This window comes from Streptomyces wuyuanensis, assembly GCF_900103455.1.
GTDB lineage: Bacteria > Actinomycetota > Actinomycetes > Streptomycetales > Streptomycetaceae > Streptomyces > Streptomyces wuyuanensis.
This window is the reverse complement of record NZ_FNHI01000001.1, coordinates 149,820-161,911: the sequence shown is the minus strand read 5'-3', so window position 1 is coordinate 161,911 and position 12,092 is coordinate 149,820. Positions and strand designations below refer to the sequence as shown.

The window sequence follows — 12,092 nt, the reverse complement described above, 5'->3', positions numbered from 1 at the left end:
ACGACGGTGGTGCCGTGGGCAGCGGCCAAGAGCTGTTCAAGCGAATGGAGATGAGACCGTGGTGAAGCACCGGACTGTGGGCGAAGTGATGACGAGCGAAGTGGTCCAGGCACACCCCGACACCTCCTTGAAGGAGCTGGCTCGCCTGCTCACGTCCCACCACATCAGCGGTCTGCCGGTGGTGGACGACGACGACAAGGTCATGGGCGTTGTCTCCCAGACCGACCTGACCCGGCGACAGGCGGCTCACGGCCGGACCGGGTCCGGCCGGGACCGCGTGCTGGGAGCCCTGAGGCGGATCGCCCACGCTCACCCCACCGCCACAGCCGCCCTGACGGCCCGCGGGCTGATGTCGAGTCCCGCGGTCACCGTGCATCCCGAGCAGCGCGTGGTCGACGCGGCGCGCATCATGGAACGCCGCCGCATCGACCGGCTGCCTGTGGTGGACGAGGAAGACCGTCTCATCGGCATCACCACACGCCGCGACCTCCTGCGCGTCTTCCTGCGCACCGACGAGGAGATCCGCGAAGACGTAGCCGGCGCTGTCCGCCTCCACAGTCCCGCTGACGACGCCGGCAAACTCCACATCGATGTCCGGGAGGGGGTCGTCACCATCGAGGGCGCCGCCGGACCCGAGATCAACACCGTGGCGCTGATCCGGGCCGCATGGCGGGTCGACGGCGTCGTCGGCGTGGTCAACCGGCTGGCGGCCGACCGGCGATACGCCTCGCCTGTACGGCCAAGCGAGGTATAGCAGTTGGGCCTTCCGAAATGCTGGGGGAAGTGCCTGGATGCTGAGCCACTGGCCATGCAAGAAGGCGCGTTGCCGATCATCGCCCGTCCCCGTGAACAGCCCCGAACTCGTCCACCGCTTCGACGCCACCCCCGTGACCGCCCGCACCCCTGACCGCCCACCCCTGCCGATCACCGAAGCTCGTACCCGGCTCAGGCCGCTGGTGCGCCACACGTCACACCTCATCAGGTGATGTGCAGCTCTCGCCGAAAGGCACCAGGCGGTGGGCCCTGGGGCGTGCGGCGAGTGCGTGCGGCGAGCAGGACGGCCTGGTGTGGCTGCGGGCACGCGGTAGGCGCCATGTCCTTGAAAATGCCGGGAGCCGAGTGGGGGGTGCCGGGGCGTTGGTCCCGCGCGGCCGCCGGAAGGCACTGCACGAGCGGTGGCACCCGCCGCCGGGTGCCCAGCGCCTGGCGGCGGGTCTGCTGGGCAGCCGGCAGGCAAGGCGGCGTCGCGGTCGCCTCCCTCTCTACAGGGGAGGCTGACGTGATCGGCGAGCGCGGGCTCGACTCCCGCCCCTGAGCGGTTCTGCGGGTCGGGCGGAGCCGCGCCGGGGTGCTGCGGCGGCCTGCCCGAGACGTCCAGGGTCACAGCGTGTGGACGGTGGGATCAGGCCGGGTGCCGGTCGTTGCTCCAGGTCCAGTCGGTGACTTCGGGCATGTCGGTGCCGTGTTCGCGGATCCAGGCGTGGTGGCGGACGCGGGCGTCCGCCATGGCCTGCCGTACGCCCACGGCCCGTACGGCGAGGCCGGGCACGCGGTCGATCACGTCCATCACGAGGCGGTAGCGGTCGAGGTCGTTGCGTACGACCATGTCGAAGGGGGTCGTCGTGGTGCCCATCTCCTTGTAGCCGCGTACGTGGAGGTTCGGGTGTCCGGCGCGGCGGTAGGCGAGGCGGTGCACGAGCCAGGGGTAGCCGTGGTAGGCGAAGATCACCGGCTTGTCGCGGGTGAACAGGGCGTCGTATTCCAGGTCGGTCATGCCGTGTGGGTGTTCCTCGTGGGGCATGAGCCGGGTCATGTCGACGACGTTCACCACGCGTACGGCGAGCTGGGGCAGATGGCGCCGCAGGAGGCCGGCCGCCGCGAGGGTCTCCTGGGTGGGTACGTCGCCGGCGCAGGCAAGGACGACCTCGGGCTCGCGCGTGCCGTTCTCGCTGCCTGCCCATTCCCACACGCCGGCGCCGCGGGCGCAGTGCGCGCGGGCCTCCTCCAGGGAGAGCCAGTCGAAGCACGGCTGCTTGCCGGCCACGATCACGTTCACGTGGTCACGGCTGCGCAACGCGTGGTCGGCGACGGACAGCAGGGTGTTGGCGTCCGGGGGCAGGTAGACGCGGACGACCTCGGGGCTCTTGTTCAGGACGTGGTCGACGAAGCCGGGGTCCTGGTGGGAGAAGCCGTTGTGGTCCTGGCGCCACACGTGGGACGTCAGCAGGTAGTTGAGGGAGGCGATGGGTGCGCGCCAGTGCAGGGCGCGTGAGGTCTTGAGCCATTTGATGTGCTGGTTGACCATGGAGTCGACGATGTGGACAAAGGCTTCGTAACAGGAGAACAGCCCGTGTCGGCCCGTCAGCAGGTAGCCCTCCAGCCAGCCCTGGCAGGTGTGCTCGGAGAGGATCTCCATCACCCGGCCGTGCCGGTCGAGATGCTCATCAGTGTCCAGGACCGGGTCCTGCCATGCCTTGCCGCTCGCCTCGTACACGGACTGGAGGCGGTTCGAGGCGGTCTCGTCGGGGCCGACGAGGCGGAAGTCGCGGCGCTCGCCGGTGGATGCCATGACGCTTTCGAGGAGCAGTCCGAGTACCCCGGTCGGCTCGTGGCGGGTCGCGCCGGGCCGGTCCACGGGGACGGCGAAGCGTTCGAGCGGAGGCAGGGGCAGGTCCCGCAGGAGCAGGCCGCCGTTGGCGTGGCGTGTCGCGCCGAGCCTCCGTTCGCCCTCCGGCACGCATTCCAGCACCTGGGGGCTCGGCCGGCCGGTCTCGTCGAAGAGCTCCTCGGGACGGTACGAGTGCAGCCACGCTTCCAGTTGGGCCCGGTGGTCGTCGTTGTCGCGGACCTGCGCCAGGGGTACCTGGTGGGAGCGCCAGGTGCCCTCGACGGGCACGCCGTCGACCTCGGCGGGGCCGGTCCAGCCCTTGGGCGTGCGCAGGACGATCACCGGCCAGCGCGGCCGTCCGGCGGGGGCGCCGTTTCGGGCTTGCTGCTGGATGTGCCGGATGTGGTCGAGGGCGGTGTCCATCGCGGCGGCCATGGCCTGGTGGACTTGGTGCGGGTCATCTCCGGTTACGTGCAGGGGATCGTGGCCGTAGCCGCGCAGCAGCTCGTCGAGCTCCGTCTCCGGCATCCGCGCAAGCACGGTGGGGTTCGCGATCTTGTATCCGTTGAGGTGGACGATGGGCAGGACCGCTCCGTCGTGGACGGGGTCGAGAAACTTGTCGGAGTGCCAGGAGGCGGCGAGCGGTCCCGTCTCCGCCTCGCCGTCGCCGATGACGCACGCCACCAGCAGGTCCGGGTTGTCCAGGGCGGCGCCGTAGGCGTGCGACAGGGAGTAGCCCAATTCGCCGCCCTCGTGAATCGAGCCGGGGGTTTCGGGCGCCACATGGCTCGGCACTCCACCAGGGAAGGAGAACTGCCGGAACAGCCGCGCCATGCCGTCCTCGTCACGGCTCACGTCCGGGTAGACCTCGCTGTAGCTGCCCTCCAGCCAGGAGTTGGCGAGAACGGCCGGCCCGCCGTGTCCGGGACCCCAGACGCAGAGTGCGTCGATGCCGTGCCGCTTGATGATCCGGTTGAGGTGGGTGTGCACGAGGTTGAGACCCGGGGAGGTGCCCCAGTGGCCGAGCAGCCGCGGTTTGACGTGCACCGGTTCCAGCGGCTTCTTCAGCAGAGGGTTGTCCATCAAGTAGATCTGGCCCGCCGACAGGTAGTTGGCGGCCCTCCAGTGCGCATCCAGCGCTCCGAGCTCCTCGTCGGTCAGCGGTAAGCCGTCCGGACGCTCGTCCTTGCGCATGCTTCCTCCGTCGTGTGTGGTCGCGGGCGGGAGCCGGGCCGGCGTAGCCGTAGCGTGCGACGCCCCGCGTCGCAGGAATGCGAACCCTCTCAGCAGCGCCCGGGGGGCATGGGACCTCCCGCAAGTCCACCGACCCGATGGTCGGAAGTGCACCCGCCGCCTCAGACGCTGACACAGCAAAGACCGCGCAGTAAGGGCCGGATGGGCCACTTCAGCAGCCCGCCCCTGCTCTGTCCCGGCAGAGCAGGGGGCGGCACCGGGCGGCGACGCCCGTCACGCGTTCGACGTCGTCGGACGCGCGGTCGTAGCGGTTCTCCCGGTGCCGCAGACGACGGCCACCTGCCTGCTCTGTACTTGTCCCTGGGATTGGGCCCTGGCTCACGAGCCCTGGGCCGAATGGCCTTTTCAGGCGCCCGTACGTCCCGGACGGACAGGCGATGCGGAGGACCGGTCGCACTGCGGCGGCGGCCCGGTCGGCTCTGCCGACGTCGGTCGGCGCCAGACAGGCTGAGGGCGATCAAGGAGGAGTTCCCATGAGCGGTCTCAAGACCAGCCAGGCGGTCGACGTCCAGGTCCGCAGCCGAGGACAGGTGCCCCGAGGTGCGGACGCCTACGCACGGGAGAAGGTGCTCGCGACCCTCGACCACGTCAGCGAACCGGTGCCGGCCGCCCAGGTGAAGCTCACCCAGGCAGCCAATGGTTCGGCGGCTCGTCCCGCCGCGGCCCAGGCCGTGGTCGATGTGAACGGCCGGCCGGTACGTGCCCACGTGGCCGCGAGCACCATGTTCGAGGCGGTCGACCTGCTGCAGGAGCGTCTGACCGCGCGGCTGGCCCGGGCACGGCGACACGGGCCGCGCGGTCTGTCCGGCACCGTCCAGGAGGCGTGGTGGGACAGCGCGGGCCACGAACACCGTCCGCACCGTCAACACCTCCCGGCCGAGGAACGCCGCGTCGAGCGATACAAGTCGTTCGGCCCGACCCGGCAGACACCCGAGGACGCCGTGATCGACCTGGAGTCGATGGACTACGACTTCTGGGTCTTCACGGACCTGGCCTCCGCGTATGACAGCGTGGTCTACCGCGACGTCCGCACAGGCCGCCACCGCCTGGCATCGCTGGGGCCCGTGGGCCAGGAGCGGGAGACCGAGGGGCTGCTGAGCGTGAGCACGGCTCCCGTGCCCACGAGCACGGTGCCCGAGGCCGTTCAGCGGCTGAACCTCACCGGGCTGCCGTTCGTCTTCTTCCACGACACGGCCACCGGCCGGGGCAGCGTGCTCTACCACCGCTACGACGGCCATTACGGGCTGATCGCCCCGGCCCGGTAGAACTCACCCCGGGCCGGAAGCATCCCCTCCGCCCCGTCCCGAGCTCCCCGCTGCCGGCCGCCGCGGGAAGCCGACCTGTTCGCCGCCGGCAAGTGCGGCGCCCCGGCAGCGGGGCCCGGCCTTCGCCTCGCCGGCGGCCACTTCCCGACGGAAACGCCCCCTTGCCCGGAGGATTCCATGTCACGAAGTACTGTCATCGCCGCTGTGGACGGCCCGTCTCGGAGTCAACGTGAAAAGACTTGGGACCCCGTAAGGTCGGTTGCGAAGTGCCGCGGAGGCAGGGCACATGACGTGCTCCCCGGCGTCTGCGTGACGCCCGGGGAGCACTTGAACCCTGTCACTCGCGGCCGACTGAACCCGGACGGCAACAGTCCCTGGTGGCAGGCCGTGCGGCACCGGCGGTGAGGGCCCGTTGGTCCGAGGTCGCAGGGCCCTTCGGCTCTGGGTGCCGCTGGCCGGGGAAACGTCTGAGGCGGCATCGCTTGTACGACCACCGCCTGGGCCGGATGTCCGTGGTGTACCAGGTACGACGGGGTGGCCAGGCACGGCAGGGAGACGTCTGGCTGTGACCTTACCGGTGGGGTGGCCTGGTCGAGGTGGGTGACGAGGCAGCTGGCGGCGAGGCCGAGTCCGTCGGTGCATCCAGACAGGCTGAAGCCAGGGCTCGTCGACTACAGGAGGGGGCGGCGCCAACTTCGCGCCTGCGCATGGCAACCGGCCACCGAATGGATGCGGACACGGGAGAAGCCGCCGACCCATATCCTCCCGGTCCGAGAGGGCGCCCTCGCTGCCGGGTGGACACGGAACCGCAGGTCTGCGACTTGGAGCGGTGAGGCTGTTCGCTCGACCCGCTTCGCTTCGGGAAACTGATCGAGCACCTCCGGCCCCACCTGAAGTGCCCAGGAAAACCGCAGTCAGAGACCCTTCGCGGCAGGCTCCAGAATCGCCACGCACTCCACGTGGTGCGTCATCGGGAACAGGTCGAACGCCCGCAGTGTCCGCGGCCGGTAGCCGTGCTCTCGGAAGTACGCCAGGTCCCGCGCCAGGGCCGCCGGGTCGCACGCGACGTAGGCGATGCGGCGGGCGCCGAGGCCCGAGACGTACTCGACCGTGGAGCGGCCGGCGCCCGCGCGGGGCGGGTCGAGGACGACGAGGTCGGCCTCGGTGATGCCGGTACGGGGCAGGACGGACTCGACCTTGCCGTGTTCGATGCGGACGCGCGGCAGGTCCTGGAGGTTGTGGCGGGCGTCCTCCACCGCGCGCTTGCCGGACTCGATCCCGAGCACCGCGCCCTTCTCCCCGACGCGTTGGGCGATCGCGCCCGCGAACAGGCCCACACCGCAGTAGAGATCGAGCGCGGTGTCGCCCTTGCGCGGCAGCAGGCCCTGCATCACGGCCCCGACGAGCGTCTGGGCCGCCTTCGGGTGGACCTGCCAGAAGCCGCCCATGCCGACGCGGTAGGTGCGGTCGTCGGCACGCTCGCGGACGAAGGGGCGGCCGTGGACGCGGTGGACGCTGCCGTCGCGTTCGTGGACGCGCAGGACCGAGACCGGCTTGTCGAGTTCCACGATCGGCAGTCGCGCGCCGGGCCGCGGAGTGAGGATCACCTGGCGGTCCTGGGAGCCCGTCGCGGCGATCGCCTCGATCGAGGCCATCCCCTCCCAGTTCCGCTGCTCGATGCCGAGTTCGGAGACTTCGGGCGCGGCGATCATGCAGTGCTCGACCGGTTCCACCTCGTGGGAGCGGTGCCTGCGCAGCCCGGCGCGGCCCTCCTCGTCGACGGCGTACTGCACCCGCGTCCGCCAGGCCGGGACCTCGCCCGCGGGAAGCTTGTCGCCCTCCGCCGGCATGACGGTGCCGTCCCAGCCGGCTTCCTCCGGGGTGAGGCCCGCGAGACGCTTCAGCTGCTCCGCGACGACCTCGCCCTTGAAGCGCCGCTGCGCACCCGGCTTTGCGTGCTGCCAGTCGCAGCCGCCGCACCGTCCGGGCCCGGCGTACGGGCACGGCGCCTCGATGCGGTCCTTGGACGCTTCGAGGACGCGCACGGCGTCGGCGCGCAGATAGCGGGAGCCCTCCTCGCCCTCGGTGACCCGGGCGACGACCTTCTCGCCGGGCAGCGCGTGCCGGACGAAGAGGACCCGCCCGGCGTCGGTGCGGGCGATGCAGTGACCGCCGTGCGCGACGGGGCCGACCTCGACCTCGTACTCCTCCCCGACGAGCGAGGCATCGGAAGCGTTCGGCATGGCGGGGTGACTCCAGGGATGGGAGAGGCGGGGGGAATACCAGTGAAGGGAGAGGCGGAGACAGCGGAGAAGGCTGTCGTCCGCGGACGACAGCCTCCCAGTCTACGTGGGCGGGAGGGTGCCGAGGACCGTGCCCCGGGCGCGCTCCCGCCGCGTCAGCTCCTGCCGCTGGGCTCCTTGGTCTGCTCGTTCACAGGTCCGCGGCGCACCGAGCCGGGTGCGTTCCACTCCTGGCGCTTCCTGGCCCGCTTCTTGGCGAGTTCGGAGGACTGGAGCTGGTAGGGGACCGAGGTGACCATGACGCCCGGGGTGAACAGCAGCCGGCCCTTGAGGCGCAGGGCGCTCTGGTTGTGCAGCAGGTGCTCCCACCAGTGGCCGACCACGTACTCGGGGATGATCACGCTGACGGCGTCGCGCGGGCTCTCGCGACGCAGGCTTCTCACGTACTCGACGATCGGCCGGGTGATCTCGCGGTAGGGCGAGTGGAGGATCTTCAGCGGGATGTTGATGCCCCGCCGGTCCCACTCCGCCTTGAGCGCCTTGGTCTCCGCCGGGTCGACGTCGATGCTGAGCGCCTCCAGCTTGTCGGAGCGCATGAGCTTGGCGTAGGCGAGAGCCCGCAGGGTCGGCCGGTGAACCTTGGACACCAGCACGATGGAGTGGACCCGGGAGGGCCGCACGCTGTCGTCGGAGGGCTCGTCGGGTGCGGCGATCTCGTCCGAAACCCGGTCGTAGTGGCGGCGGATCGCCGACATCGTCCCGTAGAAGATCACCATGCCCAGGAGCGCCACCCAGGCGCCGTGCGTGAACTTGGTGACGAGGACGACGACCAGAACGAGGCCGGTGAAGAACGCGCCGAAGGCGTTGATCGCCCGTGAGCGGATCATGTGGCGCCGTACGGCCGGGTCCCGCTCCGTCCGCAGATGGCGGTTCCAGTGCCGGACCATGCCGGTCTGGCTGAGGGTGAAGGAGACGAAGACTCCCACGATGTAGAGCTGGATCAGTTTCGTGGAGTCGGCGTCGTAGATCCAGACCAGCAGCATGGCCGCGCCGGCGAGCAGCACGATGCCGTTGGAGAAGGCGAGCCGGTCGCCGCGGGTGTGCAGTTGGCGCGGCAGGTACCGGTCCTGGGCGAGGATCGAGCCGAGCAGCGGGAAGCCGTTGTACGCGGTGTTCGCCGCCAGGAAGAGGACGAGGGCCGTGGCCGCGGCGAGGAGCACGAAGAAGAACGAGTGCTCACCGAAGACGGCGGCCGCCACCTGCGAGATCACCGGGTCCTGGACGTATCCGGGGCCGACCGGCTGCCCGTTGCGGATGAGGTCGTGCGCGGGGTTCTCGGCCATCCGCACGTCGCTGGCCATGGCCAGGCCGATGATGCCGCAGAACATGGTGACCGCGAGCACACCCATGAGCAGCAGCGTCGTGGCGGCGTTCCGGCTCTTGGGCTTGCGGAAGGCGGGGACTCCGTTGCTGATGGCCTCGACGCCGGTGAGCGCGGCACAGCCGGAGGAGAAGGCCCGCAGCAGCAGGAAGACCATGGCGAAGCCGGCCAGGCCCTGCTGCTCCGGTTTGATCTCGAGGTCGGCGGTCGGGGCGCGCATCGCGTCGTCGAGGACGAAGCCCTTGAAGGCGCCCCACGCGATCATGGTGAAGACGGCGAAGACGAAGACGTACGTGGGGATCGCGAAGAGCTTGCCGGACTCCTTCACCCCACGCAGGTTCATCAGCGTCAGCAGCAGGATTATGACGACGGCGCTGAGCACCTTGTGCTCGATCACGAAGTGCACCGCCGAGCCGAGGTTCTCCACGCCGGAGGAGATCGACACGGCCACGGTGAGGACGTAGTCGACGAGGAGGGCGCTGGCGACGGTGAGTCCGGCCCTGGGACCGAGGTTGGTGTTCGCCACCTCGTAGTCGCCGCCGCCGCTCGGGTACGCGTGCACGTTCTGCCGGTACGAGGCGACGACGGTGAACATCAGGACCACGACGGCTGCCGCGATCCACGGGCTGTACTGGTAGGCCGACACACCCGCGATCGAGAGGACGAGAAGCACCTCCCCGGGTGCGTACGCCACCGAGGACAGCGGGTCGGAGGCGAAGACGGGGAGTGCGATGCGCTTCGGCAGCAGCGTCTCGCCCAGCCTGTCGCTCCGCAGCGCCCGGCCGATCAGGATCCGTTTGGGCAGGTCGGTCAGTTTGGACACGGAGAGGATCGTAAGGGGTTCCTCTTGACGACGCCCACCCGTGGGGCCCTCCGCCACGAAATCGCCCGCGGGCGGCCACGCTGCGGCCACGCACCTGGCACGGAGTGCTACGTCATCGGGTCTACCGGCGGTATCGGGACCGCGGATGAGGGCAACGCGGGAGCCGCGTCATAAGCTCGTCTGGGGCGACAACCGCACACTGATGCCCCATCGTTGCCCGGCAGAGCCGAGAGAGAAGAGTGAGCAGGGTGTTTGCGCAGGTCATCGGGATGACCAGGACTGCGGGGTAGATAGGTGCACATCGTGATCATGGGCTGTGGGCGCGTGGGAGCCGCGCTCGCACAGACCCTGGAGCAACAGGGGCACACGGTCGCCGTCGTCGACCAGGACCCCACCGCCTTCCGTCGTCTGGGATCCGGTTTCGGCGGGCGCCGCGTCACCGGTGTCGGCTTCGACCAGGACACGCTCCGCGAGGCGGGCATCGAGGAGGCCGGCGCCTTCGCGGCGGTCAGCAGCGGTGACAATTCCAACATCATCGCCGCGCGCGTCGCTCGCGAGATGTTCGGGATCGAGAACGTCGCGGCCCGTATCTACGACCCGAGGCGTGCCGAGGTGTACCAGCGGCTGGGCATCCCCACGGTGGCGACGGTCCGCTGGACCGCGGACCAGATGCTCCGACGGCTGCTGCCCTCCGGAGCGGAGGAGCTGTGGCGGGACCCGAGCGGCGCCGTGCAGCTCGCCGAGGTACACACCTCCGCGTCCTGGATCGGCCACAAGGTCAGCCGGCTGCAGGAGGAGACGGGCGTGCGGGTCGCGTTCCTCACACGCCTGGGCGAGGCGGTCCTGCCGAGCTCCCAGACCGTGCTGCAGGAAGGCGATCTGGTGCACGTGATGATGCGCACGGACGAGATCGAGAAGGTCGAGGCGGCGTTCGCCCAAGGTCCCGAGGAGGGCGGTCACTGATGCGGGTCGCGATTGCCGGGGCCGGCGCGGTGGGTCGTTCCATCGCGGGTGAGCTGCTGGAGAACGGGCACGAGGTGCTCCTGATCGACAAGGCGCCCACCGCCATCTCCGTGGAGCGGGTGCCGCAGGCGGAGTGGCTGCTGGCCGACGCCTGCGAGATCACGTCGCTGGACGAGGCGGCGCTGCAGCGCTGCAACGTGGTGATCGCGGCGACGGGCGACGACAAGGTGAACCTGGTCGTCTCCCTGCTCGCGAAGACCGAGTACGGCGTGCCGCGCGTGGTGGCACGGGTGAACAACCCCAAGAACGAGTGGCTGTTCAACGAGTCGTGGGGCGTCGATGTCGCGGTGTCCACGCCGCGTCTGATGTCGGCGCTGGTCGAGGAGGCCGTGAGCGTCGGCGACCTGGTGCGGCTGCTGCGCTTCAGCCACGGCGACGCCAACCTCGTCGAGCTGACCCTGCCGCCGGAGTCGGCGCTGGCCGGCACGCAGGTCGGCGACGTGGCCTGGCCCGAGGACACCTCGCTGGTGACGATCATCCGGGGTCCCCGGGTGCTCACCCCGCACAACGAGGAGACCCTGGAGCCGGGTGACGAACTCCTCTTCGTGGCCGCCCAGGCGCGTGAGGAGCAGCTGGAGGACTTGTTGTCGGTCCGCCGCGAGGACCCGACGGCCGCGAGCTGACACCGCAGGAGCCGCGAACGCCGATCGCGGGACGGACCGGATCTCCGGTCCGTCCCGCGATCGGCGTTTCCGGCTGCGGGCGCCGCCTCCGGACCTCGGGGGCGTGCGTCCCGTGCGCGCCGGGCGGTTACGCCTCGCCGTCGCGGGCCGCGGCCGCCTTGCGGGCCTCCTCGGCGCGCTCCTGCTCCTCCATCTCCGCGAAGACGTCGATGGGCGGCGGAGCCTTGGCCAGGAAGACCCAGGTCAGATAGACCGCCAGCAGGAACGGCGGGATCTTGAGCGTGACCAGGACCCAGCCGAGCTGTGTCGTGTCGGCCCACCAGTAGAGCGGGAAGAGGATCGCGCACTTGGCGAGCAGGATCAGGCCCCACGCCCAGCTGGCCTTGGCGTAGGCCTTCTTGCGGCCGGGGTTGCGGGTGCGCCAGGAGAGGTTCTCCTTGAAGACCGGTCCGAGGATGAGACCGATCAGCGGGACGCCCGCCAGGGTGGTGATGATGTACGCGAGGGCGAGGCCGAGCGTGTACAGCATGCCCGGCAGATAGAAGTCCTTCGCGTTGCCGGTCATCATGGCGAAGACGACGCCGAAGGCGACGCCGAAGACGCCGCTGAAGGCGTGCTTCACGGTGTCCCGGCGGACGAGCCGGACGGCGACGAGGACCAGGGACAGCCCGAGGGCCGCGATGGCCGAGACGTGCAGGTCCTTGTTGATCGTGTAGATCGTGACGAAGAGCAGTCCGGGCAGGACCGTCTCGACCGTGCCCCGGATACCGCCGAAGGCCTCGAACAGGGCCGCTTCGGTGACGGCCCTGGCGTGCCGGCCGTGACCGTCGTCGTCCTGTTCCTGCGTGTTCGGCTTGTCGAGGGACGTCACC

Annotated in this window: 9 protein-coding genes; 5 read left to right on the top strand and 4 right to left on the bottom strand. The window is 70.2% G+C overall.

Annotated elements, in window-relative coordinates:
* Positions 1–61: 61 nt before the first annotated feature.
* Positions 62–754 (top strand): CBS domain-containing protein, encoded by a 693-nt coding sequence (locus BLT82_RS00655; protein ID WP_244291767.1) that lies wholly within the window; start codon positions 62–64, stop codon positions 752–754.
* A gap of 91 nt (positions 755–845) precedes the next feature.
* The gene (locus BLT82_RS37545) at positions 846–986 is read left to right on the top strand and encodes a hypothetical protein (RefSeq protein WP_208867620.1); all 141 of its coding nucleotides are present in this window, start codon (positions 846–848) and stop codon (positions 984–986) included.
* A gap of 416 nt (positions 987–1,402) precedes the next feature.
* On the opposite strand, the gene BLT82_RS00650 is transcribed toward BLT82_RS37545, so the two are convergent.
* A complete protein-coding gene (locus BLT82_RS00650; RefSeq protein WP_093651776.1) occupies positions 1,403–3,802 on the bottom strand; it encodes a phosphoketolase family protein in 2,400 nt (799 codons plus the stop codon).
* Between the two features lie 533 nt (positions 3,803–4,335).
* On the opposite strand from BLT82_RS00650, the gene BLT82_RS00645 reads away from it, so the two are divergent.
* Positions 4,336–5,127 (top strand): sigma 54 modulation/S30EA ribosomal C-terminal domain-containing protein, encoded by a 792-nt coding sequence (locus tag BLT82_RS00645; protein WP_167745927.1) that lies wholly within the window; start codon positions 4,336–4,338, stop codon positions 5,125–5,127.
* 914 nt (positions 5,128–6,041) lie between these two features.
* On the opposite strand, the gene BLT82_RS00640 is transcribed toward BLT82_RS00645, so the two are convergent.
* Positions 6,042–7,370, bottom strand: a complete 1,329-nt coding sequence (locus tag BLT82_RS00640) for a class I SAM-dependent RNA methyltransferase (RefSeq protein ID WP_093651774.1) — start codon at positions 7,368–7,370, stop codon at positions 6,042–6,044.
* 155 nt (positions 7,371–7,525) lie between these two features.
* On the bottom strand, positions 7,526–9,574 hold the full coding sequence (locus tag BLT82_RS00635; RefSeq protein ID WP_093651773.1) for an APC family permease: 2,049 nt from the start codon (positions 9,572–9,574) through the stop codon (positions 7,526–7,528).
* Positions 9,575–9,868: 294 nt separating this feature from the next.
* On the opposite strand from BLT82_RS00635, the gene BLT82_RS00630 reads away from it, so the two are divergent.
* Complete coding sequence (locus BLT82_RS00630) at positions 9,869–10,537, top strand: potassium channel family protein (RefSeq protein WP_093651772.1); 669 nt, start codon at positions 9,869–9,871, stop codon at positions 10,535–10,537.
* Entirely contained in the window at positions 10,537–11,220 is a 684-nt protein-coding gene (locus tag BLT82_RS00625) for a potassium channel family protein (protein WP_093651771.1), read from the top strand. Before BLT82_RS00630 ends, BLT82_RS00625 begins: the two co-directional genes overlap by 1 nt.
* A 127-nt stretch (positions 11,221–11,347) precedes the next feature.
* Here the strand turns inward: BLT82_RS00625 and BLT82_RS00620 are convergent, their stop codons facing one another.
* Positions 11,348–12,091, bottom strand: coding sequence for a DUF3159 domain-containing protein (locus BLT82_RS00620; protein ID WP_093651770.1), 744 nt, complete (start codon positions 12,089–12,091; stop codon positions 11,348–11,350).
* Between the last annotated feature and the right edge of the window lies 1 nt (position 12,092).

Bases quoted from the DNA above. Each gene is read 5' to 3' on its own strand.
- BLT82_RS00640 (WP_093651774.1), bottom strand. From the start codon at position 7,370: ATGCCGAACGCTTCCGATGCCTCGCTCGTCGGGGAGGAGTACGAGGTC.
- BLT82_RS00625 (WP_093651771.1), top strand. From the start codon at position 10,537: ATGCGGGTCGCGATTGCCGGGGCCGGCGCGGTGGGTCGTTCCATCGCG.
- BLT82_RS00650 (WP_093651776.1), bottom strand. From the start codon at position 3,802: ATGCGCAAGGACGAGCGTCCGGACGGCTTACCGCTGACCGACGAGGAG.
- BLT82_RS00645 (WP_167745927.1), top strand. From the start codon at position 4,336: ATGAGCGGTCTCAAGACCAGCCAGGCGGTCGACGTCCAGGTCCGCAGC.